The 26,798-nt window shown below is 55.3% G+C and carries 20 protein-coding genes; 18 read left to right on the plus strand and 2 right to left on the minus strand.

The genetic code is table 11. The features are described from left to right. Positions 1-114: 114 nt before the first annotated feature. From NZ823_03885 to NZ823_03970, 18 genes are all read left to right on the plus strand, one after another. Positions 115-1,578: an O-antigen ligase family protein gene (locus NZ823_03885; GenBank protein ID MCS6804268.1), complete on the plus strand. Its 1,464-nt coding sequence runs from the start codon at positions 115-117 to the stop codon at positions 1,576-1,578. Continuing rightward, the gene (locus NZ823_03890; protein MCS6804269.1) at positions 1,578-3,785 is read left to right on the plus strand and encodes a glycosyltransferase; all 2,208 of its coding nucleotides are present in this window, start codon (positions 1,578-1,580) and stop codon (positions 3,783-3,785) included. The genes NZ823_03885 and NZ823_03890 overlap by 1 nt, the downstream gene beginning before the upstream one ends. A 52-nt stretch (positions 3,786-3,837) precedes the next feature. Next, entirely contained in the window at positions 3,838-4,887 is a 1,050-nt protein-coding gene (locus NZ823_03895) for a glycosyltransferase family 4 protein (protein MCS6804270.1), read from the plus strand. Next, entirely contained in the window at positions 4,884-6,059 is a 1,176-nt protein-coding gene (locus NZ823_03900; GenBank protein ID MCS6804271.1) for a glycosyltransferase family 4 protein, read from the plus strand. Before NZ823_03895 ends, NZ823_03900 begins: the two co-directional genes overlap by 4 nt. A gap of 209 nt (positions 6,060-6,268) precedes the next feature. Continuing rightward, positions 6,269-7,402: a glycosyltransferase gene (locus NZ823_03905; protein ID MCS6804272.1), complete on the plus strand. Its 1,134-nt coding sequence runs from the start codon at positions 6,269-6,271 to the stop codon at positions 7,400-7,402. 461 nt (positions 7,403-7,863) lie between these two features. Beyond that, the gene (locus tag NZ823_03910; GenBank protein MCS6804273.1) at positions 7,864-8,244 is read left to right on the plus strand and encodes an NADH-quinone oxidoreductase subunit A; all 381 of its coding nucleotides are present in this window, start codon (positions 7,864-7,866) and stop codon (positions 8,242-8,244) included. 80 nt (positions 8,245-8,324) lie between these two features. Continuing rightward, on the plus strand, positions 8,325-8,900 hold the full coding sequence (locus tag NZ823_03915) for an NADH-quinone oxidoreductase subunit B (GenBank protein ID MCS6804274.1): 576 nt from the start codon (positions 8,325-8,327) through the stop codon (positions 8,898-8,900). Between the two features lie 61 nt (positions 8,901-8,961). Next, the gene (locus NZ823_03920) at positions 8,962-9,426 is read left to right on the plus strand and encodes an NADH-quinone oxidoreductase subunit C (GenBank protein MCS6804275.1); all 465 of its coding nucleotides are present in this window, start codon (positions 8,962-8,964) and stop codon (positions 9,424-9,426) included. Between the two features lie 3 nt (positions 9,427-9,429). Continuing rightward, a complete protein-coding gene (gene nuoD / locus NZ823_03925; protein MCS6804276.1) occupies positions 9,430-10,635 on the plus strand; it encodes an NADH dehydrogenase (quinone) subunit D in 1,206 nt (401 codons plus the stop codon). 10 nt (positions 10,636-10,645) lie between these two features. Next, positions 10,646-11,110: an NADH-quinone oxidoreductase subunit NuoE gene (gene nuoE / locus NZ823_03930; GenBank protein MCS6804277.1), complete on the plus strand. Its 465-nt coding sequence runs from the start codon at positions 10,646-10,648 to the stop codon at positions 11,108-11,110. 91 nt (positions 11,111-11,201) lie between these two features. After that, on the plus strand, positions 11,202-12,464 hold the full coding sequence (nuoF, locus tag NZ823_03935) for an NADH-quinone oxidoreductase subunit NuoF (protein ID MCS6804278.1): 1,263 nt from the start codon (positions 11,202-11,204) through the stop codon (positions 12,462-12,464). Between the two features lie 13 nt (positions 12,465-12,477). Next, positions 12,478-14,667 (plus strand): molybdopterin-dependent oxidoreductase, encoded by a 2,190-nt coding sequence (locus NZ823_03940; GenBank protein MCS6804279.1) that lies wholly within the window; start codon positions 12,478-12,480, stop codon positions 14,665-14,667. A 130-nt stretch (positions 14,668-14,797) separates the two neighbouring features. Continuing rightward, a complete protein-coding gene (nuoH, locus tag NZ823_03945; GenBank protein ID MCS6804280.1) occupies positions 14,798-15,811 on the plus strand; it encodes an NADH-quinone oxidoreductase subunit NuoH in 1,014 nt (337 codons plus the stop codon). A gap of 3 nt (positions 15,812-15,814) precedes the next feature. Next, on the plus strand, positions 15,815-16,456 hold the full coding sequence (locus NZ823_03950) for an NADH-quinone oxidoreductase subunit J (protein MCS6804281.1): 642 nt from the start codon (positions 15,815-15,817) through the stop codon (positions 16,454-16,456). Position 16,457: 1 nt separating this feature from the next. Continuing rightward, positions 16,458-16,760, plus strand: coding sequence for an NADH-quinone oxidoreductase subunit NuoK (gene nuoK, locus NZ823_03955; GenBank protein ID MCS6804282.1), 303 nt, complete (start codon positions 16,458-16,460; stop codon positions 16,758-16,760). Between the two features lie 151 nt (positions 16,761-16,911). Continuing rightward, complete coding sequence (nuoL, locus tag NZ823_03960; protein MCS6804283.1) at positions 16,912-18,879, plus strand: NADH-quinone oxidoreductase subunit L; 1,968 nt, start codon at positions 16,912-16,914, stop codon at positions 18,877-18,879. Between the two features lies 1 nt (position 18,880). After that, positions 18,881-20,458 (plus strand): NADH-quinone oxidoreductase subunit M, encoded by a 1,578-nt coding sequence (locus NZ823_03965; protein ID MCS6804284.1) that lies wholly within the window; start codon positions 18,881-18,883, stop codon positions 20,456-20,458. 205 nt (positions 20,459-20,663) lie between these two features. After that, positions 20,664-22,157: an NADH-quinone oxidoreductase subunit N gene (locus tag NZ823_03970; GenBank protein ID MCS6804285.1), complete on the plus strand. Its 1,494-nt coding sequence runs from the start codon at positions 20,664-20,666 to the stop codon at positions 22,155-22,157. Positions 22,158-22,315: 158 nt separating this feature from the next. On the opposite strand, the gene hpt is transcribed toward NZ823_03970, so the two are convergent. Both hpt and NZ823_03980 read right to left on the minus strand, forming a co-directional pair. After that, positions 22,316-22,876 (minus strand): hypoxanthine phosphoribosyltransferase, encoded by a 561-nt coding sequence (gene hpt, locus NZ823_03975; protein ID MCS6804286.1) that lies wholly within the window; start codon positions 22,874-22,876, stop codon positions 22,316-22,318. Between the two features lie 207 nt (positions 22,877-23,083). Then, positions 23,084-26,275, minus strand: coding sequence for a carboxypeptidase regulatory-like domain-containing protein (locus tag NZ823_03980; GenBank protein ID MCS6804287.1), 3,192 nt, complete (start codon positions 26,273-26,275; stop codon positions 23,084-23,086). Between the last annotated feature and the right edge of the window lie 523 nt (positions 26,276-26,798).

Genomic DNA, 26,798 nt, shown 5'->3' on the forward strand with positions numbered 1-26,798 from the left:
ATCAGCGGTGGTTTCATTCAGATTGTTCTGGCAGGATGAGAAAGCGCGGATTGAGAAGCAATCACACGAAACCATCAGCGGTGGTTTCATTCAAGCTGTTCTCACAGGAAGGCTATGGACATAAGGACGTATGGACGGAGGGCGGATAAGGCGCCTGTTCTCATTGCTGGTTATCCGCGCCGACGCTCGCCTGCACTGGTTGGTCTGGGATGGCGTGATCTGTTCGTTCAGGATCAGCTCGTGCATAGCGCATTGATTGGCACGATTGTCATCGGCTTTTTCATCGCCTATATCAAGGATCGTTATCCGATTCCGCTAAGCTATTTCCTATTCGACATCGGTCTGGGTGTGACGCTGTTATTTTGGTTGACGGGAACGGATCGGCTCTCTCATCTGCGGCTGCCGCGAACGCCGCTGACGCTGCCGCTGCTGATTTTCTACATGGTGTGCTTTGTCTACATTTTCTTTCCTGATGTTCCGTTGCTGGTTAGTCTATCAGCCTTTCGCGGCTGGTGTGTATCATCGCTGGCGTTTTTCATCGGTTATGATCTCATCAAATCCGAGCGGCATGTTGAGTTCTACCTGCGTCTTGTTATTCTGCTAGGGATGATCGCCGGCGCCTACGGCATCTACCAATATGCGGCTGGCATCGAGAGTGTGCTGAGCGACGATGTCATCGCTTCGCAGCGTCACCAGTTTGCTACCTATGTCACCGAGGAAGGTGAGTTGGAATTTCGCATTTTTTCCACGTTCGTCTCGGCAGGCGCATTCGGTACAATGATGTCATATACCAGCTTCATCGCGTTGGCGCTCGCCATCAGCGATAAGGTTTCAACGCGCCAGAAGGTGCTACTGGGATTGGCGATCCTGCCGATGTTGACCAGCCTTGTGCTAACCGGCACGCGCGCAGCGTTGCTCATGATGGTGATTGGCGTGGTGATTCTTTACTGGTACAAGCGCCATTTCCGCATCTATGTCACGGTCATGATTCTGATCCTGATAGGCGTTCAACTCGGCATCAGCCTGACGGAAGGGCGCGCCGCGAGCCGGTTCGCTTCGTTGACCAACCTCGACGTGTTGCTCGGGCGGCTATCCAATCCGTTCATTACTGGCTGGGAATCGCTCATGCAAGCGCCATTGGGGCATGGCCTCGGCGTCACCGGTCATGGCGTGCCGTTCTATCTGCTGCAACAGTATCCAACATTGCAGCTCATCTTTTCCGATGGTGATTATGGACGAATCATGGTGGAAATGGGCATCGTGGGCTTGGCGCTGCTCTCGTTGATCATGCTGACGGCCATTCGAGGTGGTGTTAAATCACTGCGGATGCTACGCACGACGCCATCACAAGATGCCGCATTGGCCATCTTCGGCAGCAGCGTGATGGTTGGCATTACAACGTTGGTTGGCTCACCATTTCTCGGCATTCCTCATGGCTTGTTGTGGTGGTTTTTCATGGGCGCGCTGTTCAAATTGCAGATAATCTGGGCTGACCGCCGACAAGGCGCGGCGATTGAGGTCGCTCGACGCCAGGTGGCGACTGCTGCTGCACGCCGCCGTGCGAACGTAGCGCCGTGATGAAAATAGCCTTCGTTGTGCATGACTATCACAAAGCCGGCGGCCACAGCCGGTATGTGGCCGAGTTGGCCGAACGCTTCGCTCGCGAGCACGACGTGCATGTATTCGCCAACCGGATCGAAGGTGATCAGCCGGCCAACATTCATTTCCATCATGTCCCAGCGTGGCGCGCGAGCGCGTTGAGCACGATCCTGACCTTCATCCTGCCGGCGACGCTGAAACTCACCGACCCGTTCGAGATCGTTCACGCTCAAGGTTTGTCCTGTTGGCGGGCTGATGTAGTGACGGCGCACATTTGTCAGGAAGGCTGGTTTGCCGCACAGGCAGCGTATCAAGGCGGACTCACTTGGCAGCAACGCCTCTTTCGCGCGCTCGTCGGACGGATGGAACGATGGGTCTATCAGCCAGCGCATTCATCGCACGTCATTGCCATTTCCCAAGCCGTGCGCCAGGATTTACGCCAGCACTACGGTCGCACACAAAATGTGCATGTGATTCATCACGGCGTGGACGTCACACGATTTCATCCGAATCAACGAGCGCGCCATCGGGCGCATACACGCGCCGTATGGGGATTGGCCGACACAGATTTCGTCGCCCTGTACGTCGGTGATTTGCAGAAAGGCGCTGCCACAGCCATTGAAGCCATCGCTCGCGTCGAGGGCGCGCGATTGGTTTTCGTCTCCCGCTCACAAGCAGATTCCTATCGGCAACAAGCAACAGCATTGAATGCCGGCGACCGCGTCATCTTTTGTCCGCCGACCGACCAGATTGAACGAATCTACGCTGCCGCCGACGCGCTCTTATTCCCCACGTTCTACGATGCGTTCGGCATGGTCATTACGGAAGCGATGGCGATGGGCTTGCCGGTTGTCACAAGTCGGGCAGCAGGCGCCGCCGAATTGATCGAGCATGAACGGAGCGGCATCATCGTTGAAAAAGCCGATGATGCCACATCATTCAGCGTGGCCTTGCGACGCTTGATGACTGACGTTCAGCTCAGAGAACGACTCGGCGCAAACGCTCGCCAAACGGTTGAAGCACGCACGTGGGATCACGTCGCCGAACAAACAATGGCCGTCTACCGACGAGCGTATGAGCAAAAACACTCGGCCAAACCAACAATTGCGTTTCTGATCAACGGCGGTCCAACCACCCCCTTGAGCGCGCGCGCCGAAGCGTTCACCAAGCGATTGCAGGAAGGCTATGACATTCATCTGTTGTATCGCTCCCGACGCAAAATCGGCTCGCTGTTGCGATTGACAGCAGCGTTGTTTCGTATCAAGCCGTCGCTCAGTTATGTGTTCGACATGAGCTACTCCGGCGTGCTGGCGGCGGCGCTTTACAAGCTCTGGTCAAACAATCGGGTTGTTGTTGATACAGGCGATGTCATTTATGAGCTGGCCAAATCAATGGGCACACGAAGCCGTTTAGGACTTTGGTTGACAAAGCAACTGGAGACGCTGTCGTTAAACGTGGCCGATTATCTCATTGTGCGTGGCACGCGCCATAAGCAATGGCTCCAGTCACAAGGCCTCCATCGCGTCGAGGTCATTCAAGATGGTATCGAACGGGAAGCGTTTCGACCTGTGGACGCAACGGCGCTGCGCCGGCAACTGGCGTTGGAGAATGTGTTGACCATCGGACTTGTCGGGACATCCATCTGGAACGAGCGATGGGATATGGGCTACGGCTGGGAGCTGGTTGAGGCGCTGCGGCTGCTCAAAGGCGAGCCGGTGAAAGGCATTTTGATCGGCGATGGCGACGGCATTGCGCGACTGAAGGCACGTTGCCGGGAGTATGGCCTCGAAGACAATATGCTGTTTCTTGGTTATGTGCCGCACGAGCAATTGCCGCTCTACCTCAACCTGATTGATGTGTGCATTTCTACGCAGACGAACGATCTGGTTGGTCAGGTGAGAACGACCGGCAAACTGCCACTCTATCTAGCCGCCGGACGATTCATTCTGGCGACCCGCGTGGGCGAGGCTGCGCTCGTGTTGGACGAGGACATGCTCGTGGATTATGAAGGCGTCAAAGATAGAGAGTATCCGCAACGGCTCGCCCAGCGCATCCGCGCCATTGTGCGCGACCGCGCCCAGCTTGAACGCGGCGAGCGCAACCGGCGCGTGGCGGCTGAGTATTTCGATTATGATGTGTTGGCTGAGCGGCTCAAAAACGTGATCTCCGGCTTGATAGGAGTATGATGTTGTGCGCGTGTGCTTGTTTCCAGATTTGCCGATTGAAAATTGGAAGAGCATGGACCTTTACGCAAACAAGCTCACCGCCGGACTACGCGCCGTTGCCAATGACGGAGAATTCGAGCTCGTCGCTGTCAAACCGTCGCCGCGACATCATCGGTATATCGCTCGGTATGTCGTCTATCCTCAAAGGGCGAAATCGTATCGAGCTGACGTTTACCACGTGCTCGATCATTCTTACGGTCATCTGGTAGGCGCGCTTGACGCAACGCGAACTGTCGTGACCGTGCATGATGTCTACCCGCTGCGTCTCGTCAATGAGCGCGCCGACTCGTGGCGCGAGCGGCTCCGCAACCGATTGCTGCGTTGGGTTATGACCCAGATGCAGCGAGCTGGCTGGCTCATTGCTGATTCGCATTTCACCAAACGAGAGTTGCTTGAACTGACGGATTTCCCCGAAGCGCGCATCAGCGTTGTTCATCTCGGCGTCGAGGAAGCGTTTTTCCAACCGGTGAGCCTGGACGCGCGGCAGCAGTTCCGGCACGCCTTGCGTGTGCCTGAACAAGCACCCTTGCTGTTGCACGTGGGCAGTTGCGATCCACGAAAAAACATTCCGACGTTGCTGCGCGGGTTCAAGCAGTGGCTGAGTGAGTCACACGTTGATGGTCATCTTCTTCAAATTGGCGGACGGTTCACGGACGATCATCGCCGGCTGATCGCCGCATTGGATATTGCGTCGCGCGTCCACCAACGACCGCAGGTTTCACTGGATGACCTTCGCTGCGCTTATCAAGCTGCCGATGTATTACTGCTCCCGTCAACATACGAGGGATTCGGCCTGACGGTGTTGGAAGCGATGGCGTCAGCCACGCCGGTCATTGCGTCCCATGTTGGTCCTCTACCGGAAGTGCTGGGCGATGCAGGCCTGCTGGTTGCGCCGATCAATCCGATGACGTTGGCCGAAGCTGTGGCCAGAGTTCTCGATGACGCGACATTGAGAAAGCAGCTCATTGAGCGAGGCCGCTTGCGGGCCATGGCGTTTACGTGGACTGAGACAGCGCGCCAGACGCTGGCCGTTTACCAACGCATCCATGCAGAGCACGCGTGATTAGGATTTTGTTTCTCAATTCATCATCGCAACTGGGCGGCGCCGAATGGGTGCTGCACGACGTGGTCACCCATCTGGATGCAAAGCGATTCACGTCATTGGTGGTTCTGCCAAAGCCGGGGCCGCTCCTTGATAAACTGCGCGACGCCGGCATTGACGTTCGACTTATGAGCCCATTCGAGCCGTTGCTTGGACTGGGTCGCTACAGTCGCTGGATGGAGATCGGGCGCATGCTGCCTGCCTTCGCCCGCGCTCTGACCGGGCTGTTTCACCTCAAGCGGATCATCGAACAAGAAAGGATTGACATCGTTCATGCACACGGCATCAAGATGCATTTTCTGAGTGGCGCGCTTCGTCTTGTGATTAACACGCCGCTGATATGGCATCTTCACGATTTCGTGCGTCAGCGCCGTTTTTACCCGCTGTATGTGCGGTTGGCCGAGGCATGCCCGTCATTGATCATTGTCAACTCGCATGCGGTCGCTGCTGACTTGGGTCGAATGCGGAACATTGCTGTCGTCCACAACGGCGTTGACATTGATAGTTTTTCGCCGGTCGAGAGGCAGCGCGATGGTTCTCTGCGCGTCGGCATCATCGGCATGCTCGCGCCGTGGAAAGGGCATCATGTATTCCTCGACGCAGCTCGGCTGGTCAGTCGGCAAGTAGATCAGGTGACCTTCTGGATCATCGGCGACGAGATTTACGATACCGCCGGCCATCGAGGCTACCGACAACAGCTTGAGGAGTGGGTAAGGGTCAACAACCTTGAGCAGTATGTGAGGTTCACTGGCTTTCGCTCGGATGTCGCCCGCGTCATCAATACACTCGACGTCGTCGTCCACGCCTCAATTGAGCCGGAGCCGTTCGGCCGTGTCTTGATTGAAGCGATGGCGTGTGGTAAACCGGTGATCGCCTCGAATGCAGGCGGAGTGCCAGAAATTGTTGAGCATGAAGTGACCGGCTTGTTGACTAGGCCGCGCGATGCCCAACAACTGGCGGGTATGATCATGAGATTGTTGCAGGACGAATCAGAGCGCAAGCGATTCGGATTGGCAGGCCGTCGGCGTGTCGAGCAGCATTTTTCGTTACAGCGGCAGGTTCATCGGATTGAAGCGATCTATGAATCGTTGATGAGTGGACGGTGGTCAGTGGGCAATGAAGAGGAAAGGTGATCGGTGGTTGTGGCCAGTGGTCAGTGGACAGGGGACAGTGGTTAGTAGACATTGAACAGGAGAAGTGGACAGTGTTTGGTGGCTAGTGGTCAGTGGACCGGAGCTAGTTATTTCAATTAGCTCCTGGCTTCTGGCTCCTGATTTCTGGCTTCTGGCTTCTGACTCCTGGCTTCTGACTCCTGGCTTCTGACTTCTGACTCCTTCAACCTATGAAAGTATTGCAAGTCGGAAAATTCTATCCCCCTCATCCTGGCGGCATGGAAACGGTGTTGATGAACATCTGTCAGGCGATCAAGGATCATGTTGAGTTACGTGTGCTGGTCGCCAATTCTCAGGCACGAACTGTGCGTGAAATGGTGGATGGTGTAGATGTGTTGCGTGCGGCCAGTTGGGGCACGGTGGCGGCGACTTCGGTGTGTCCGACGTTTCTCTACTATTTGAAGACAATCAAAGCGGACATCGTTCATCTTCATGAACTGAATCCGCTGGCGACGGTGGCGTATCAGGTTGTCAAGCCGTCAGGCAAGCTGATCGTATCGTTTCACAGTGAATGGGTGCGACAAAGAGTATTGGGGCGCGTTTACGCTCCATGGCAGCAACGGATGCTGCGGCTGGCTGATCGCATCGTGGTGAGTTCGCCGCCGGCGATTGAACATTGGCCGGCATTAGCGACTGTGCGTGAGAAGTGCGTTGTCGTGCCATTTGGGATTGATGTGAGCTACTTGCAAGATGCTGGCCGGTCTATGGTGGCGGCGCGAGCGATACGGCGTCAATATGGCGCCCCGTTGCTGTTATTCGTCGGGCGCGTGGTCTATTACAAAGGGTTGGATGTGTTACTCAAAGCGATGCGCGAAATACCAGCTCGGTTACTGATCGTTGGCGATGGTCCGTTGAGGCCACAGTTTGAACAGCTCGTCGAGCGGGATGGGTTGAGAAGCAAAATTGTATGGCTGGGTGAGCGCCCGTTGGAAGAGTTGGCCGCGTTTTATCATGCCTGCGACATCTTTGTTTTGCCTTCAACACACAAGAGCGAAGCGTTCGGCATGGTGCAGCTTGAAGCGATGGCCTGTGGCAAGCCGGTGGTCAGCACGAATTTGCAGTCCGGTGTGCCGTGGGTCAATCAGGACGGCGAGACAGGTCTTGTTGTCCCGCCCAATGATGTGGGCGCGTTGGTTCGAGCGATTCAGACGTTGCTCACGGATCAGGCTCTGCGATTGAGATTGGGTGATGGTGGCCGTCGTCGCGTTGCGCGTGAGTTCACGCGCGAGCGTATGGGTCAGCGTTTGCTGGCGCTTTACCGGAGCGTGTGCGATGCTCCGCCGGCCCGGATCAACTCAGAGTGATGAACTCGCACGGGCGTGAGTGCGAGGTGGTTGAGTGCATCTTTTGGGTCGGACAGCAAGGGGACGAGGCATGAGGCCTAGACAAATCCACGAGAGGAATTGTTCATGTTGCCGGTCGCGCCGCCCAGAAACGATGAGAATGGATCACAGGCGGGACCGTCTGTGCCACATTCTCGGAGGAACGATGTGCTTGCAATGTTTTTTCCCCATAGCCTCACTGCGCGACAGGTTTTCTTGGGCAAAAATATTCTTTCCGATGACGTGGATTGCTGTGCCGGTCTGCGAGAGCGAGGATTGCTGCGTCGGTCTGCGACAGCCTGGATTGCCAACCGGATCAATCATTCTCGTCCTCATCGTGAATTCCTGTGCGACATGCCCTTTTCTTGACAATTTCAAAACCTTGGCACTATATTCCCGCTTCAAATAGAGACGGCGAGTCATTCAGTGTTATGTGAACGATCATGTCGGAAACCGCACAGTACATTCCGGTCTTGATCCTGCTGATTTTCACGTTGCTCATTGGCGGTGTGATGTTGTTGTTGCCTAGGTTGATTGCCCGTCGTCGCCCGACGCCGGAAAAGAATATGGCGTATGAGTGTGGCAAAGACCCCATTGGCTCGCCGCGCGAACGTTTTAGTATTGCGTTTTATCTGGTTGCCATGATTTTCATCTTGTTTGATATTGAGGCAATTTTCCTCATTCCGTGGGCAGTGGTGTTTCATGATCTGGCTGCGGAGTTTTCCAAGGCATTCGTTTTCGTTGAGATGATGATTTTCATTGCCATCTTATTGGTTGGTTACGTCTACGTGTGGAAGAAAGGCACGTTTGATTGGAATCGGTGATCGTTATGATGGATGACAGGCGCATGGCCATCCATGTTTCATCGTAAACCTCCAACGTTTGATTGGAATTGGTGATCGTTATGAATGAGAACTGGCTCGACGCACAACGACGCGAGGCGCAAGCCAAGAGCGGTTTATCGGGCGTGTTGACGGCCAAATTCGACGAGTTGATTGGCTGGGCGCGCAAATCGAGCATGTGGCCGATGCAATTTGGATTGGCTTGTTGCGCCATCGAGATGATGGGGATGATCTCGGCGCGCAATGACATTTCACGGTTCGGCGCTGAGGTGTTTCGCGGTTCGCCGCGCCAATCCGACGTGATGATCGTGGCCGGGCGCGTCTCGCAGAAGATGGCGCCGGTGGTCAAACGACTCTATGAGCAGATGGCTGAACCGCGATGGGTCATTTCGATGGGTGTGTGTGCCTCGACGGGTGGCATGTTTGATAATTACGCGCTGGTGCAGGGCGTGGATAAGATCATTCCTGTGGACATTTATGTACCGGGCTGCCCGCCCCGGCCGGAGATGTTGTTGTATGCCATGATGAAGCTACAAGAAAAAATTGAGCGGCAGCGACTGCACGAACAGATGGCGGAGAAACCCAAACGGGTGCTACCCAAGGAGCCAATCTTCCCAGATAAAGCCTATATGAAATAGATGAAGGCCCGAGCCGTGGTTGTGTTTCAGCAGATGTCGCGCGGCATTCATCATTCGGGTTATGAACAATCAGGCACAGTTGAGTATACTGCAAGCCCGATTCGCAACAGAGATTGTCGAATCAAAGGAGCAGTGGAACGAATTGACGGTGGTCGTCAAACCGGACGCCATTGTGCGCGTGAGCCAGTTTTTGCGCGACGAGCCGGCGCTCGCTTACGATTTTCTCGCTACGGTTACCGGCGTGGACCTCGGCGTGGATGCCGATCCTCGGTTTGAAGTCGTCTATCACCTCTACTCCTACACGCACCGCCACCGCTTGCGCGTCAAAGTGCGAGTCAATGAAGATGAATCGGTGCCGACAGTGACGTCGGTGTGGAAATCAGCCGATTGGTATGAACGCGAGGTCTATGATCTATTCGGTATCCGCTTTGACGGACATCCGAATTTGAAACGCATCATGATGCCGGATGATTACGAAGGGCATCCGCTGCGCAAAGATTTCCCACTGCGCGGCTACACGAGGTAAGTCATGACGGAAGCGTTGCTCGAGGTGAAAGCCAGTCCACTGGACTCTGAAATGGTGATCAACATGGGGCCGCAGCACCCCTCGACGCACGGCGTGCTGCGCGTGATCCTGACGCTGGATGGCGAGCGCGTGGTCAAAGCGGATCAGGAAATCGGCTACCTGCACACCGGCATGGAGAAGCTGGCCGAGTACAAAAAATACAATCACGTGATCACCATCACCGACCGGATGGATTACCTGAACTCAACAGGCAACAATTTGGGCTTCGTGCTGGCGGTGGAGAAAATGTTGGAGCTAGAGATTCCGCCGCGCGCGCAAGCCGTTCGCGTCATCATGACAGAATTGCAACGTCTGGCCAGCCACGCCATCTGGATCGCCACACACGGGCTCGAGCTGGGCGCGATGAGTTTCTTCTTTTACGGCTTCCGCGTTCGCGAGATGGTGTTGCAACTGATTGAAGCGGCCTGTGGCGGCCGCATGATGCCGAGTTACTTCCGCGTGGGCGGTCTGGCGCGAGACATTCCTGACGGCTGGACGCAACGGGTGCTTGATCTGTGTGACACGTTCGAGCGGGAGACAGTGCCGGAAATTCACACGTTGTTGACGACCAATCCGATCTTTCGCGCGCGCACCGAAGGTCTGGGCTACATCAGCGCAGAGGAAGCAATCAATTGGGGCATCAGCGGGCCGGCACTGCGCGGCAGCGGTCTGGCTCACGATTTGCGCCGGGCCAGCCCCTACTCCGGCTATGAGAACTACGATTTTGATATTCCCACTCGCCGTGAAGGGGACGTCTATGCCCGCTACCTGGTGCGCGTGGATGAAATGAAGGAATCGGTCAAGATCATTCGTCAAGCCGTGCAAAAGTTGCCGTCCGGTCCCGTCAAAGCCAATGCGCCGCGCATTGTGTTGCCCGATCGTCACCTGATGAAGACGCAGATGGATGCACTCATCTATCACTTTCTCATCACCTGCGACGGATTTCCGGTGCCGGCAGGCGAAGTCTACATGCCGGTCGAGAGTCCGCGCGGCGAGCTTGGATTTTACATCGTCAGCGACGGTGGCCCAAAACCCTATCGCATGCACGTGCGCACGCCGTCGTTCGGCAACTTGCAGGCGCTGCCACGCTTGATCGAAGGCCACCTGGTGGCTGACGTCGTCGCCATTATTGCCAGTATTGATATTGTGCTGGGAGATGTGGATCGCTGAGGAGCCAAGCATGTTTTCGCAACAAGCAGAAAAGAGAATTGATGAATTGTTAGCCAAGTACCCGCAGAAGCGCTCGGCCTTGCTGCCGATTCTCTATGTCGCTCAAGCTGAGAACGGCTATTTGAGCGATGACGTGATGGAGTACGTCGCCCAACGTATGGGATTGACCTATCTGGACGTGCTCTCCACAGCCAGCTTCTATACGATGTTTTATCGCCGGCCGGTGGGCAAATACGTGGTTCAATTGTGCACCAATGTTTCTTGCTGGTTGATGGGTTCGGACCACATTGAGAAGTGCATCGAGCGCAAACTCGGTATTCGTTTGGGCGAAACGACGCCCGATGGCAAATTCACGTTCGTCGAAGTTGAATGCATAGGCGCGTGCGGTGGGGCGCCGGCCATGCAAGTCAATTTTGACTATCACGAGAATCTGACACCCGACAAGGTGGATCAGATTTTGGACGCGCTGCCCTAGCAGCGCGTCTGTCGCCGCGACATCGCCGATAGACGCAACGGCGAAAGCGTGGCGTCAGTTCGTGTGATGTGGCGGTTGGATGTGTTTGGTTATGGAAAAAGTGCTCAGTGCCAGATTCGATATTCCCAATTCACACACGCTGGATGTCTACCTGCAGCACGGTGGATATAGGGCGCTCCAGAAAGCGCTCACCGAGATGACGCCGGAGCAAATCACCGAGGAGGTCAAGAAATCGGCATTGCGCGGGCGCGGCGGCGCTGGCTTTTCGACCGGCTTGAAGTGGAGCTTTGTGCCGAAGGATAGCCCGAAGCCAATCTATCTGGTCGTCAACGCCGACGAAAGTGAACCGGGAACGTTCAAGGACCGGCCGATCATGGAGAAAGACCCACACGCGCTGCTGGAAGGCATGATGATTGCCGCCTATGCCATCAGCTCGCATCTGGCGTTCATCTACATTCGCGGGGAGTACTGGTATTTGAAGGAGCGGCTCGAGCAGGCCATCGAGGAGGCGCGCGCCCGTGGATACGTTGGCAAGAACATCCTGGGCACCGGCTTCGATTGCGACGTGATCGTTCATCCGGGCGCCGGCGCGTACATCTGTGGCGAAGAGACGGCGTTGCTGGAATCATTGGAAGGCAAGCGCGGTTATCCGCGCATCAAGCCGCCGTTTCCCGCGCTGGTCGGTTTATACGGCTGTCCGACAGTCGTCAACAATGTCGAGACGATTGCTTCGGTTCCGCCGATTATCGTCAACGGCGGCGATTGGTTCCGACGCTTAGGCACCGAGAAAAGCGGTGGCACACGCTTGTTCGCGGTCAGTGGACACGTCGAGCGACCCGGCGTCTATGAGCGCCCGCTTGGCTATCCGCTCAAGCAATTGATCGAAGATTGTGGCGGCGTGCGCGGCGGCAGAAAACTGAAAGCTGTTATTCCCGGCGGCACATCAGCGCCGATTCTCACAGCCGAGGAGGCCGAAACCATCACGCTGGACTTTGAGGCCCTGGCCGCGATCGGTTCCATGCTCGGCAGCGGCGGCGTGATCGTCATGGATGAGACGACCGACATCGTGCAAGCCACCTATCGTTCCATCAAATTTTACGAACATGAATCCTGTGGCTGGTGTGTGCCCTGCCGCGAAGGCACGAATTGGTTGGTAAAAATTTTCCGACGCTTGCTGCGCGGCGGCGGCACCGAGCGGGACATTGACATGTTGATCGAGCTTTCCGACAACATGTTTGGTCGCACACATTGTCCGCTGGGCGATGCCGCTGCATGGGCGGTAGCGCCGGCGGTCAAGAAATTCCGCGCCGAGTTTGAGCGCTACGTTCAACGGCGAGTCAGCGTCGCCGTATGAGGAATCAGGGGTCATGACAGAGTTGGTGAAAGTGACCATTGATGGTCGAGAGTTCACAGCGCCCAAGGGAGAGTACCTGTTAGAAGTTTGCGAAACGAACGGCATTTATGTGCCGAACTTCTGCTATTATCACAAACTGCAACCGCAGGCCGCTTGCCGCATGTGTTTGGTGCGGATTGAGCGCATGCCGAAACTGCAAACAGCCTGCACTGTGCGCGTGCAAGACGGCATGATCGTGACGACACAATCGGATGAAATCAAGCAAGCGCAGCAAGGCATGGTTGATTTCATCCTGTCAAATCACCCGCTGGATTGCCCCATGTGCGACAAGGGCGGCGAGTGCGAATTGCAGTACATGAGCTTCACCTTCGGCAATCTGTTCGCTCGCATGATGGAGACAAAGAACCATCAGGACGAGCGAGCGCTCAGCCCGTTCATTTATCTGGACCCGCAGCGGTGCATTCTCTGTTATCGTTGCATTCGCACCTGCGATGAGTGGGTTGGCGACCATGCGCTCGGCGTGCTGGGACGCGGCGCGCGTTCGGTCATCATCGGCAATAAGCGAGATGGGACGCTCGAATGCGAGCAGTGCGGCAATTGCGTTGAGGTCTGTCCGGTCGGGGCATTGACCAGCGCCAATTTCCGCTTCAAAGCGCGTCCATGGGATATTGAGGACACGATCACGACCTGCACCTACTGCGCTGACGGCTGCCAGTTGAAATTGAGCGTGCGTGAAGGCAAAATCGTACGCGCTTGGGCCAAAGACATGACCGGCATCAATCACGAATTCCTGTGTATCAAGGGACGCTACGGAAATGAATTTGCTAATAGCCCGGACCGTATTCGCACGCCGCTGATTCGTCGCAACGGCCAGTTGGAACCGGCCGGCTGGGACGAAGCTATCGCGCTCGTTGCTGCCCGATTGAAAGAAATCAAAACCAAGTACGGCGCGGATAGTATTGCCTGCATCGGCTCGCCACGATTGACTAATGAAGTGCTCTACGTGTTCAACAAGTTTGCGCGTGAGGTGATTGGCGCTTCCCGTGTCAGCTTGGTGGCCGACGACTGGCGCCCGTTCTTCAAGCATCTGAGCTCACCATTGGCAACGCAGGAAGAGATTCGCACAGGGCGAAAAACCCTGCTGCTCATTGGCGGTAATCCACCCGAATACAACCCGCTGACTGCCTACAGCCTGCGGTTTGCCGTCAGAGAGAATGGGTCACGACTGATCTATGCCAACGCGCGACCGCTGCGGCGCATGCAACACGCGGCAGAGTTCTTGCATATCCGGTCTGGCTCAGAACCGGCGCTCATCTTGGCGCTGCTTGATGAGACGCAGTTGGAAACGGCCGCAGCCTGCACCAATCTCAGCATCGAGCAGCTACGCGGCCTGCGCCATACGCTCGAACAAAGCCAGGATGTCGTGTTCCTAATCGGACCGGAGGTTCGCGGCGCGGCGATGGAAGCAGCAGCGATGCTTGGCCAACGATGGTCAACGGATGGCCGTCAGGTACGTTTGCTGCCGCTCTTGCGATTTAACAATTCGCTCGGCGCACTCGATATGGGACTCACCGACGACTTGCCAGCGCCGGAAGATGTCGGGCCAAGCATCAAGGCGCTCTATCTGGTCGGCGCGGAGCTGATCCGCTATGGCGGCGCTCAGTGGTGCGATGCGTTGGAACGAGCCGAATTTGTCGTCATGCACCAGTTATTCATGACGCCATCATGCGAACGCGCCGATGTGGTGCTGCCGGCGATGAGCTTCGCCGAAATTGACGGCACGTTTACCAACGACGGCGGTCAGGTGCAACGCGTGCGTCGCGCGCTGGATGCGCCCGGCGAACGTCGGCCCGATTGGATGATTATTCGTCTGGTCGCCAAATGCATGGGTCAGGATATGGATTTGAAGAGTTCGGCCCCAGCGCTGTTCAAAGACATGGCCGAACAGATTCCGGGCTATGAAGGCATCACCTACGCGTTGCTTGGTCAACAGGGAGCTGTGCAAACGCAACGACCAATGGCTCACGGCATCAATATTGAAAAGATTATGAGCCGACTCAAAGCGCAAGTCGAGGCAGTGGATCGGACCCGCGCAATGATCAACGAGCCGCCGCCGCTTGGCGAAGGATTATTCGAGCGCGGTTCGCTGGTGGAACACGTGCCGTTGCTGGCCAAGGTGTTTGGGTGGAATGGGCAGGAGTAGTGGACTGTGGAGAGCGGACGGTGGACAGCACGCGTCACCTCTCCACTGGTCACTGAATGGGAGAGTGGACGGTGGACAGCGCTCATCAACTGTCCACTGACCACTGAATTCGTGGTGGGAAAGAACATCAATGAACATAGCCATTGAAGCAACGCTCAAGATCGTCGTGGCGCTCTTTGTGATCATGACGACGTTAGCCTACCTGGTGCTGATTGAGCGGAAGGTGTTGGCCTGGATTCAGTATCGCGTGGGACCGAATCGCGTTGGGCCGTGGGGATTGTTACAACCGCTGGCCGATTTGCTCAAGTTTCTGGCCAAAGAAGACGTCACGCCGGATACGCCCAACAAAATTCTATTCACGCTCGCGCCATTGCTGTCGTTTGTGCCGGCGATGATGACGCTCGCCGTTATTCCGTTTGGCGGCTCGATGACGCTCTTTGGGCAGGAAATCGGATTGTACATTACCACACTCAATGTCGGCGTGTTATACATCTTGGCGTTGGGCAGCTTGGAAGTCTATGGCGTGGTGCTGGCCGGATGGGCATCCAACAGCAAATATGCCCTGCTGGGCGGATTGCGGTCAGCCGCGCAGATGATCAGCTACGAGCTGGCCTTGACGCTGTCTGTCGTCGGTGTGTTGATTCAAGCTGGCACGCTCGATCTGCAACAGATTGTGCAACAACAAGCGGGAACCTACCTGGGATTCATTCCCAGATGGTACGTGTTCTGGTATCAGCCGCTCGGTTTTCTGATTTTCTTTATCGCAGCAGTGGCCGAGACCAATCGCGTGCCGTTCGATTTGCCCGAAGCGGAAACCGAACTGGTCGCCGGTTATCATACCGAATACAGTTCCATCAAGTTTGCTATTTTCTTTGTCGCCGAGTATGCCGCGATGTTTGCTGTTTCATCCCTAGCGACGACGCTGTTTCTGGGTGGATGGAACGGGCCAGGCGCTGATCGCGTGCCGTTGCTCGGTGTTGTCTATTTTGCCCTCAAGGTGGGGGCGTTGTTGTTTGTGTACATCTGGTTGCGGGGTACGCTGCCGCGCTTCCGCTATGACCAGTTGATGCGATTCGGTTGGAAATTTCTTGTGCCGATGGCAATGCTCAACATCGTCATCTCGGCGGTGCTGGCGTTGTGGTAGTCGTTGATTGGCAGTGGCCAGTCGTTGCTCGTTAGCGCCTTTGGCTTGACCAGCATCGGACGACAAGCGGCGGACAGCGGGATTGATATGGAACAGACGCTTTTCATCGTGTTTGCCGGGATTGCCGTCGTGGCGGCGCTCAACGTCTTGCTGCGACGTAATCCGCTGCATAGCGCCTTATCATTGCTTGCCGTAATGGCAGCGTTGACAGGATTGTACATATTGCTCAATGCTCATTTCATCGCCGTTGTGCAGGTCATCATTTACGCCGGCGCCATGTTGGTCCTCTTCCTGTTCGTCATCATGTTGCTTAATGTGCGAACGGAAGAGACACGGATAGATCGTTGGCCGGTGATGAAATGGTTGGCAATTCCCTTTGCCATCGGATTAGCCGGACAGATCGTGTATGTCCTGCGGTTGTTTGAGGCGAATCCAGTGCCGGTCGGCAACGATATTGGATTGACTGAGTCTGTTGGCAAAGCGATATTCACCAGGGGATTATTGCCGTTTGAACTCACTTCAATCCTGATCTTGGTTGCGATCATCGGAGCGATGGTGTTGGCGCAAAGGGATCGCGGATCACGGACCACGAATCACGGAGCACGGATCACGGACCACGAATCACGGACCACGGAAAGAGGTTGATATGATTCCAATGTCATGGTACTTAGCATTGGCCGCTGTGCTGTTTACAATTGGCGCTGTTGGCGTGGTCGTCAAGCGCAATGTCATTTCCATGATGATTGCCATTGAGTTGATGCTCAATTCGGCGAATCTGACACTGGTGACATTCTCCAGTTACTTTGGCGAGCTGAGCGGACAGGTGTTAGTTTTCTTCGTCATGGTCGTGGCCGCGGCAGAAGCGGCTGTCGGATTGGCGATTGTCGTGTTGTTATTCCGCAATCGTCAAACGATCAACGTTGATGAAGCCAGCATGTTGAAGTTGTGATGGGGATCAGAAGTCTAGGTAAAGGATGTTGTATTCAACGTTGATGAAGCGAGCCTGTTGAAGTTGTGATGGGGGTGAGAAATCTAAAACACATTGCATTCAACGTTGATGAAGCCAGTCTTGTTGAAACCTGTGATGCGATGAGAAGCCCATGTTAAAACTCGTTGTCTTCAGTCCACTGGTTGGCGCGGCGCTCATCGGCCTGTTTGGTCGCCGGTGGAGCGAGCGCCTGATTAGTTTGATCGGTTGCGCCTCGGTCGGCGTCTCGATGATGGCGGCTTTTCATGTTTTCTTTGCCCGATTGCGATTCTTGCCTGAAGGCGAACGGATCATCCTCGAATCGGTCTACTCCTGGATTGTGTCTGGGCCATTGAAAGCCGAGTTCGGTTTTCAACTGGATGAATTGTCTGGCATCTATATTCTGTTTGTAACGTTCGTTGGCTTCTGGATTCATGTTTTCGCCGTCGGCTACATGCGTGGGGAGCCGGGATATTATCGCTTCTTCTGCTTCATGAATCTGTTCATGTTCATGATGCTGACGCTCGTGCTGGCCAATAATTTCTTGCTCATGTTCGTTGGCTGGGAAGGCGTCGGACTATGCTCATATTTGCTCATCGGATTTTATTTCAAGCGCGGCTATGCGGCTGATGCGGCGAAGAAAGCGTTCATCGTGAATCGGATTGGCGATGTTGGCTACGTGTTGGGCGTATTGCTGGTGTTCGCCCACTTTAAGACGATTGATTACTATCAGGTCATGATTGCTGCCAAACAGATGCCGGTTGAGCCGCTGGGCACAATAGGCCTGTTGACGGCGATCAGTTTGTTATTTTTCCTTGGCTGCACCGGCAAGAGCGCGCAGATTCCGCTTTATGTTTGGTTGCCCGATGCGATGGCCGGCCCGACGCCGGTTTCTGCATTGATTCATGCGGCGACGATGGTCACAGCGGGCGTCTATCTGGTAGCGCGGGCCAGTTTCATCTTCGCGCAAGCGCCGACGGCGCTGGCAGTCGTCGCTGTGATCGGCGCGGTGACCGCCTTGTTTGCTGCGACAATTGCACTGGGTCAGGACAACATCAAAAAGGTGCTGGCTTACTCAACTATCTCACAGCTTGGTTATATGTTCATGGCGTGCGGTGTCGGCGCATTTGTGGCCGGCATCTTTCATGTGGTGACGCACGCATTTTTCAAGGCGCTGCTGTTCTTGGGGGCGGGCAGCGTGATCCTGGCCTTGCACCATGAAGAGGACATGCGCCGGATGGGTGGATTGCAGCAGCGGTTGCCGGTAACCTACCGAACGTTCGTGATCGGGTGGTTGGCGTTGGCCGGCATCTTTCCTCTGTCAGGCTTCTTCAGCAAGGATGAAATTCTCTGGCGCACGTGGGCGACGCCGGTGTTGCCCGACCCGTGGGGCAAGCTGCTTTGGTTGCTGGGATTCCTCACGGCGATGCTCACAGCAGTTTACATGACGCGCCTCATGGTGATGACGTTTTACAGTGAGGCGCGTTTTGGCGCTTCAGCCAGTCATCATGGGGAGCATCATCCGCATGAAGCGCCACGTGAATCGCCTGCCGTCATGACCGTGCCGTTGATCGTGCTGGCCATCCTGTCAGTGGTCGGCGGGTGGATGGGCATTTCCGAAGGCTTGACCGGCGGCAAGATTCCAAATTGGTTTGAGCACTTCTTGCAGCCGGCCGTGGCGCCGTCGCCGGTCCATCCCAGTCACAGTCTAGCTGCTGTTGAACATCCGAGCCATGCGCTGGAAATTGGACTGGCTGTGATGACTGTGGCGCTGGCGCTCATCGCGATTGTGTTGGCCTACCGCGCTTATCAACGGAAGCCGCTCTGGACGCCGCCAGCGGTGTTGGTCAATAAGTATTGGGTTGATGAAATCTACGACCGGTTGGTGGTTCGACCAATCAAAACCGCGTCCACGCATCTGTTCTGGCAATTGATGGACGTCAAGGTGATTGACGGCGCCGTCAACGGCACAGCCGAGCTAGTCCGCTGGTTTGGGCGCGGCCTGCGGCACATGCAAACAGGATTAGTGCGCTCGTATGTGGTGATGATTTTCTTGGGGGCTGTCGTGGTGATCGGTTATTTTGTGTTCGGTGGGAGATGACATGGACGTTCTACTGGATCATCCGTTGACCTTGGTCGTGTTTTTGCCTACAGTCGGCGCGGCGCTATTGTTGCTCTACAGCTTGTGGAGCGGCAAAGACGATGATGTCGTGCGATTCATCGCCTTTGTGTTTTCTTTGCTGACATTCATCATGTCGCTGCCGCTGGTAGTTGGATTCAACCCGCGACTGAGTGGCATGCAGTTCACTGAGCGAGTGCCATGGATCAACAGTTTTGGCCTAAACGTGGAGTATCACCTCGGTCTGGATGGATTGAGTCTGTGGTTAGTGGTGTTGACGACAGTTCTGACCGTTGTCTCGGTGCTGGCCAGTTGGCAGTCAATTCAGCGACATGTCAGCGAGTTCTTCATCTTCCTCTTGTTGTTGGAAACAGGCATTCTCGGCGTATTTGTTGCGCTCGACATGTTTCTTTTTTACTTGTTTTGGGAAGTGATGCTTGTGCCGATGTACTTTCTGATCGGCGTGTGGGGCGGCGAGCAGCGCATCTATGCGGCCATCAAGTTCATCATTTACACGATGGCTGGCTCGGTGCTGATGCTAGTGGCGATGCTGGCTCTCTACTATTTGAACGGGCAAGCAACCGGGCAGTATACGTTCGATCTCGTCCAGATCACCAAGAACCTGCAGCAAGGCGTCTTGACGTTGGACCCACAGGTTCAAATGTGGTTGTTCCTCGGTTTTGCCATTGCTTTCATGATCAAGGTTCCGCTCTTCCCATTGCATACATGGTTACCGGATGCGCACGTTGAAGCGCCGACGGCCGGTTCGATCATGCTGGCTGGCGTCTTGCTGAAGATGGGTACGTATGGCTTGTTGCGATTCAATCTGCCGATGTTTCCTCAAGCGACAGCCGAATGGACGACGCCGATTTGCATTCTCGCTGTCATTGGCATCATCTATGGCGCGTTGGTCGCTATGGTGCAGCCCGACATGAAAAAGCTCGTCGCCTATTCGTCAGTCAGTCACATGGGTTTCGTCGTGCTCGGCACATTTGCCCAGACGGAGCAAGCATTGCACGGCGCCATTTTTCAGATGCTCAGTCACGGCGTTGCCACGGGCGCATTGTTTTTGCTGGTTGGTATTATTTACGACCGGCGTCACACGCGGTTGATTGCTGATTTTGGCGGCATCGCTAACGTCATGCCGGTTTACACGGGGATGTTTGGCATCATCATGCTGGCCTCGGTCGGGTTGCCAATGTTAAGTGGGTTTGTCGGCGAGTTTCTCGTCCTGGTTGGTACATACACGTCTAAGATCGCCTATGCTCGCTGGTTCACCGTCCTGGCCGCTCTGGGCGTGATTCTCTCTGCTGTATATCTGCTGTGGTTGTTCCAACGGGTTTTCATGGGCGAGATCACCAATCCGGAGAACGCTGCATTGGCGGATGTGAACGCACGCGAAAAAATGGCGATGATGCCGCTGGTGGTGCTGGTGATTGTGTTAGGCGTCGTGCCAAATTGGTTTTTGCGGAAGATGGACCCGGCTGTGCGAGCGGTGATGCCGGCGGCTGTGACAGCGGTGGAGAGTGGGCATGCTCAGTGGACAGTGGGCGGTGAGTAGTGGAGAGTGAGAGCGGTTTGCAAATGAGTTTATCCTGGGGGGCACGCACGTGCATCAGCCCGCAAGATGCAGGCCCCAGGCTAACGGCAATGGAAAATCGCTCTAGAGTGGACAGTCCACAGCACTCATCAACTGACCATTGATACAAACCGCCGACCACCGGCCACGAATCACTGGCGTACTTGGGATTTCAGATTTTTAGTTTATGGGCATCGAAAGTTTGGCAATCAACTATCGCGTCATTCTGCCAGAGATCATCCTGGCGGCTACTGGCATCGTGCTGATGTTGGTAGACGCCTTCGCGCCAAACGAGCGAAAAATACGCGCAGGCGTGATTTCATTGGTAGGATTGGCTGCTGCGTTGCTGGTTACATGGCAGCTTCGAGATATACCGCCGCAGACAGCGTTCGCCGGCATGGTCATCGTAGATGGGTTTCGGGTGCTGTTCACGTTGATCGTCGTTATCGGCGCCATGCTGTCTGTATTGTTAGCGTGGAACTTCCTGGATGAAGAGCGCATTCAACCGACTGAGTACTATGCGCTCATTATGTTCTGCGCTGTTGGGATGGCGTTTTTGGCCAGCAGTCATGATCTGATCATGGTCTTTCTGGGGATGGAGACAGTCACCATCTCTACGTACGTCTTGGCCGGATACCGCCGCGACGATGTGCGCTCGACCGAAGCGGCGCTGAAATACTTCATTCTCGGCGCATTCTCATCTGCCTTTTTGATCTACGGGATCGCGTTGATTTACGGGGCGACGCGGACGACGAACCTGGCCGGCATTCAGGCAGCCTTAAATGGGGCGATGGGCGAACCAGAACGGGCGTTGATGCTGGCTGGAGCGGCGATGTTACTCATTGGATTTGGATTCAAGGTGACAACGGTGCCGTTCCACATCTGGACGCCAGATGTCTACGAAGGATCGCCGACGCCGGTGACGGCATTCCTTTCAGCAGCCACCAAAGCAGCCGGATTCGCGGCTTTCTTGCGCGTCTTTTCGCTCGTCTTTGGATTGCCGTTCACGCCCGACAGTGCGGGCAGCATGTTGCAAAGTCATTGGGTGTCGGCTTTGTCCGTCATGTCTATTCTCACCATGACGATTGCCAATCTGATTGCCATCACGCAGACCAATATCAAACGCATGCTGGCATATTCATCCATCGCTCACGCTGGGTACGTGCTGATGGGACTTGTCGCGCGCGATTGGAAAGCGGTGGCGTTCTACATGCTGGCCTATACGATCATGAATCTGGGGGCCTTCGCCGTCGTTGCGCTCATCGCTCGACGTCATGACGAAAAGGTCTTGATCGAAGATTATCACGGATTAGGATTTCGCCAACCGGGATTGAGCTTTCCGCTCACTGTGTTCCTCATCAGCTTGACAGGCATCCCCGGCACAGCCGGATTCGTTGGCAAATTCTGGTTGTTCAAGTCGGCCTGGGAAGCGGGCTTTCCTGTGCTCGTGATCGCGGCCGTCATCAATACGGTGGTCGCGGCTTACTACTACCTGTACGTTGTCATTGTCATGTTCTTCCGCGAGCCCAAGCGCGACATTGAATCGGTGCCGCTTCCCCGGGTGTTTGCGTTGACGCTGGCTCTGACCGTGTTTGGCACGTTTTATCTGGGGTTGCTGCCTGAGCGCGTCTTTCAATTCCTCAACGCCGCGCAAACCGCCGTGGCCGGACTGATCAGATAAAATCGGCGACACGAGGACCTACAAACGAGCATAGGTTGCGATGCTGAGCGAGCAGACGAAAGCGAATTTTGAGTGGATTGGCTCCCTCTTGGCTGAGCGGCGGCTTGCTCCAATTCAAAGAGCGCGGCTCCACCTTCGATCACGCTAGGAATTCGCCTCTAGGAATTCGCTTTGAGCACGCCGACGTAGGGTAAATTGCGGTATCGCTCGCCGCAATCCAAACCAAAGCCCACAACAAACGCATCAGGAATGTCAAATCCCTTGTAGGCTATGTCAACTTCGACAATGCGCCGCGACGGTTTATTGAGCAGGACGGCGACGCATACCGAGTTCACGCCGCGCGTTCGCATGTTGTTCAGCAGATAATTCAGCGTCAGCCCAGTGTCCAGAATGTCCTCGACGACAATCACGTCGCGGCCTGCTGGACTCGTGTCAAGGTCCTTAATCAATCGAACCTCGCCCGATGTTTCTGTCGCCGCGCCATAACTGGACACCGCGATGAAATCAATCGTGACAGGCAAATCAATCGTTCTGGCCAGTTCCGACATAAAGACCACCGCGCCTTTCAGCACACAAATCAGGTGTGGCGTTCGACCTGCATAATCGCGCGTGATGGCCGCGCCCATTTCCTTGATTTTTTCTCGAATGGTGATTTCGTCAATGAGCACTTCAACGGCTGGATTATGGAACTCTGAGTGATGAGCAACCCCAACGGACATACGCCGCTCTCCTTCCTGTGAGTGAGTTGAATAAACGGGGGCAAAATATATGAACCCCATGCTGTCTCTGTCAAACTTCTTCGGGCCGGCGATAGAAAAAAGCCGCCAGAGCAAGAGCGGATACCCTGGCGGCTTCCGATGAAAATTACCTAAGCCGAAGTTCGTTCACGTCCTCAGCAGGACGAAACAAACTGCGGCAGAACCAGTTTAGAAAATGTAGCGCAACCCAAGTGTCACGCGACGGCGACCACCATCCGTTCCCCACTGGTTGAGGAAATTGCCGGAATTGATACGCGCTTCAGGAATACCGAAATTGCGCGTGTTGGTGGTGTTGTACATCTCGACACGGAACTGAATCCGCTGCGACTCGGTGATGTTGGTGTTCTTGAAAATACCGAGGTCCCAGTTGGTGATGCCATCGGCGCGCAGCACATTGCGACCAACGTTGCCCAACCGCTCGCCGCGAGCTGGATCAACTTGACGGAACAAGCTCTGACCGCCGGCCCGAACAATCTCTTCAATGCTCATCGAAGAAAGGTCCAGCCCCGTGTTGAGATTGGCGCGGATGGCGTTGCCGACGAGTCCGTCAATGCCGGCCAGCGCGCCCGTTGGGTCCGCACCGTTCAATGCCGTGAATGGAGCGCCCGATTGCAGCGTCACAAATGAGTTGACTTGCCAACCGCCGAGAATGTGGCCAATCAGACCCTGCTGCTCACGGAAGAACGGCAATTCATAAACGAAGTTGGCCGAGAAACGATGCGGACGATCATAGGTCGAGCGACCACGGTCAGCGCGACGATTGAACGAGTCTTGCGACACGGCCACTTCGCCATTGACCGACGGATTGAAAATTTCCGATGCGTCGTCAATGTAAGCGCTCCACGTGTAGTGCGCGCCCGCGCTGAAACCGCGAGACAAGCGCTTTTCAAGACTGACCTGCATCGAGTGGTAAATGGACGAAGATGCGTTGGCGCGCAAACGTCGCACGCCCTCGTTCGGGTTGACGCGGACCAACGGTTGGCTAGCCGACGTACGCGGCAGCGCCGGATTGCCGTCAATCGTTTGGAACAGAGCTGTGCCCTTCGTGCCAACGTAGCCGACACTCAGCACAACGTCCGTCGTCAACTCGCGCTGAATCTGCAAGCTGTACTGATCGGCGTATGGCGAGCGGAAGTCGGCTGCCACAATCGTCCGGGTTAGCGCGTCAGGATTCGCCACCGTAGGCGTCAACGTCGGCAGCACAACAAATGCATTGGCCAGATTCGACCGGTTGATGGCTGCCACGAATGGGAATGAGCTGGCGACGTTCAGCGCAATGTTGATAAACGCATAATCGTTGGTGCGAGCATAGCCGCCACGCACAACCAGCTTGTCACCTCCGGTGAAGAAGCCCAGAATGCCGTCTTCGCTCGTTCGCGGATTCCAATTGAATCCGAAGCGAGGTTGCCAATTATTGGTATCGCGCTTGGGTACAGGCTTCAAGGCATATCGTTGATCGCCACCGGCTGCTGCAATGATTCGCTGATTGACCGGCAACAGGCTCAGCAACGACTCGCCCGGCGTCTCATATCGCAATCCATACGTCAGTGAGAAATTCGGGCGGACCCGCCACTCGTCCTGGAAGAACGCGAAGTAGTCGTACCACTTGTAGTATTGAATCGCTTCGCCGCCTGGCAATGGTTTGTTGATGTTAGCTGCCTCAGCCACGTCATCCACGAAGGCCTGCAGCGTGGGGTAGCGCAATAGACCGCGGATCGTGGGGAAGAAGAAGCTCTTCACATCAATCCGGCGGAAGTCAATGCCTGCTTTGAGCGCATGGCCACCGGCCGTATAGGAAATTGTTTCCTGAATCTGATAGGTGTTGTTGTAACGGAACTGCGGCAGATTGACTGCCAACCCGATGGCGGTTCGGCTCGCTGCCGCATTGAATCCGGTCAAACCCAGTTGTGGAATTTCAATTGAAGGAATTTGTTCCGACGATGGGTCGGATGCGCTGGTAATCGTGCCCAGCCGTTGATAAGAGACGCGGAATTCATTGAGCAGTCGCGGCGTGAACACACTGTTGAAATATGCCGTCGCAGCCTGCTGTCGAGCTTGGTTGGCCGTTGTTAATCCAGGTGGATTGGCCTGACCAGCACCGTCAGACTCCTGATCGTTCCACAGGTAGCGAGCGCCGATTCGATGCTTCGCGTTGAAATGATGATCGCCGCGGACAGAGAACTGAGAATTATTGAGCTTGAAGCCCGTTGCGTTGCTCAATGTTCCCACAGGGATTTGCACTGTCTGCCCGCCAACGGTCAATGGAATGCTGCGGTTAAGCGGCGCTTGGGCTGCTGGCAGGAATCGCAGCAGGGCTTGCACCTGTGGCCGATTGCCGGCCAGTTGCTGAAGCAACCGACGGCCCTCTTCTGTTGGAACGCCATTGATGGTGCTGCCCGAGCCAAGCTGCCGATCCGTCCAACCCTGGATCGAACCGAAAAAGAACGACTTGTCTTTGACAATTGGTCCACCGACCGTGCCGCCAAACTGATTCTCAATCCGGAACGGCGCATCACTGAAGCGCGGGCGACCGCCAACTAGCACCTTGTCCAGATTGTTTCGCGAATTCAATTTGTTGGAATTGTGAAACCAGAAGGCCGACCCGTGCAGCTCGTTGGTGCCTTGCTTGGTGATGATGTTCATGACTGAACCGGCTGCGCGGCCGTACTCAGCCAGGAACTGATTGGTGATGAGTCGAATCTCTTGAATGAGGTCGGGATTGTTCAGTGGCTGCTGCAGCCCCGTGATTGACGGATCATTACTATCTTGTCCGTCAATCATGAAATTGTTCGAGCGCGTGCGCATGCCATTGACCGAGAAACTAACGCCGCCAGTGGTGAATTGCGAATTACCAGCGGAAAGCTGGCTAACGCCGGCCACCGATAGTGCCACCGTCAGCACATTGCGATCAGGCGCCAGCGGCAGTTCCGAGATACGACGTGTATCAAACTGCACGCCGACTTCTGCGTTGGTGCGGTTCAGCAGCGGCGCGTCGCCTGTCACCGTGATAACTTCTTGTACGCCGGCCGGCTTCAACGTGACCTCAACCACCGCTTCTTGATTCAAAGCCAACGTAATGGGTGATTGAACATACCGAGCAAACCCAGTCTGTTCAACTGTCAACTCGTAGGTCCCCACGGGTAGGCCGGGAAACCGATAACGACCGTCACTATCTGTGGTTGCCGAACGCGACGTATTGGTTTGCATGTTGCGCACCGTCACGTTGGCACCCGTGATGACGGCCTTTTGCTCATCCATTACCGTTCCAGAAATGGTTCCGGTCGTAGATTGAGCTAGCCCATGTGTGCTCACTGCTGTGAATATCAGCAGAAGCATTAGAATTTGTTTCGTAGGTCTCATAGCTTCCTCCAAGTTTGATAAGAAAATGCCGAAGTACAAGCGATGTTGCCAGCAATCCGCATGCCACCGGCAGGGTAAACCTATAATCCTTGAAAGAGCAATGAGTTAATTTTTATCGCCGACTGACATTATCCATTTTTTTGGAAATCTGTGACCAAAAAAATGGATGCCTGCGCCCGATCAATAAGCAACCGTCTCCTTGATTTCAATCGGCTTCTGCGTACCGAGAATGTTCTATAGCGACAATTGCCTTTACCCGGGGAGCACCCGCCTCATGTACGCTTGAGTGGGCGCTCCTAGGGTAGGGCAAACCGCTCTAGTACAGGAGACACGTTCATGGAGGCAAAAGCATGGCGGGAGCCGAACTGAGTGAAGGGGAATGTCCGATCTTGGCTCGATATTGGTAGAATACCTCCCGCCGCACAGTTAGTGGAGTGTGCAGCGGATTTATCGTCTTATGGTCACCAGCCTGAAGTCATGCTCGGCACTGGAGCCACAACTCCAGAGGGCTGCTGCAGCCACC

The sequence above is a fragment of the Blastocatellia bacterium genome (assembly GCA_025054955.1).
GTDB lineage: Bacteria > Acidobacteriota > Blastocatellia > HR10 > J050 > JANWZE01.

What these genes read in the sequence shown, in the direction of transcription:
- nuoH (MCS6804280.1), top strand. Translation starts at nt 14,798, where the DNA reads ATGAACATAGCCATTGAAGCAACGCTCAAGATCGTCGTGGCGCTCTTT.
- NZ823_03890 (MCS6804269.1), top strand. Translation starts at nt 1,578, where the DNA reads ATGAAAATAGCCTTCGTTGTGCATGACTATCACAAAGCCGGCGGCCAC.
- nuoD (MCS6804276.1), top strand. Translation starts at nt 9,430, where the DNA reads ATGACGGAAGCGTTGCTCGAGGTGAAAGCCAGTCCACTGGACTCTGAA.
- NZ823_03905 (MCS6804272.1), top strand. Translation starts at nt 6,269, where the DNA reads ATGAAAGTATTGCAAGTCGGAAAATTCTATCCCCCTCATCCTGGCGGC.
- NZ823_03910 (MCS6804273.1), top strand. Translation starts at nt 7,864, where the DNA reads ATGTCGGAAACCGCACAGTACATTCCGGTCTTGATCCTGCTGATTTTC.
- NZ823_03980 (MCS6804287.1), bottom strand. Translation starts at nt 26,275, where the DNA reads ATGAGACCTACGAAACAAATTCTAATGCTTCTGCTGATATTCACAGCA.
- NZ823_03920 (MCS6804275.1), top strand. Translation starts at nt 8,962, where the DNA reads ATGAACAATCAGGCACAGTTGAGTATACTGCAAGCCCGATTCGCAACA.
- NZ823_03940 (MCS6804279.1), top strand. Translation starts at nt 12,478, where the DNA reads ATGACAGAGTTGGTGAAAGTGACCATTGATGGTCGAGAGTTCACAGCG.
- NZ823_03965 (MCS6804284.1), top strand. Translation starts at nt 18,881, where the DNA reads ATGGACGTTCTACTGGATCATCCGTTGACCTTGGTCGTGTTTTTGCCT.
- NZ823_03895 (MCS6804270.1), top strand. Translation starts at nt 3,838, where the DNA reads ATGGACCTTTACGCAAACAAGCTCACCGCCGGACTACGCGCCGTTGCC.
- nuoK (MCS6804282.1), top strand. Translation starts at nt 16,458, where the DNA reads ATGATTCCAATGTCATGGTACTTAGCATTGGCCGCTGTGCTGTTTACA.
- NZ823_03885 (MCS6804268.1), top strand. Translation starts at nt 115, where the DNA reads ATGGACATAAGGACGTATGGACGGAGGGCGGATAAGGCGCCTGTTCTC.
- hpt (MCS6804286.1), bottom strand. Translation starts at nt 22,876, where the DNA reads ATGTCCGTTGGGGTTGCTCATCACTCAGAGTTCCATAATCCAGCCGTT.
- nuoL (MCS6804283.1), top strand. Translation starts at nt 16,912, where the DNA reads ATGTTAAAACTCGTTGTCTTCAGTCCACTGGTTGGCGCGGCGCTCATC.
- nuoE (MCS6804277.1), top strand. Translation starts at nt 10,646, where the DNA reads ATGTTTTCGCAACAAGCAGAAAAGAGAATTGATGAATTGTTAGCCAAG.
- NZ823_03915 (MCS6804274.1), top strand. Translation starts at nt 8,325, where the DNA reads ATGAATGAGAACTGGCTCGACGCACAACGACGCGAGGCGCAAGCCAAG.
- NZ823_03970 (MCS6804285.1), top strand. Translation starts at nt 20,664, where the DNA reads ATGGGCATCGAAAGTTTGGCAATCAACTATCGCGTCATTCTGCCAGAG.
- nuoF (MCS6804278.1), top strand. Translation starts at nt 11,202, where the DNA reads ATGGAAAAAGTGCTCAGTGCCAGATTCGATATTCCCAATTCACACACG.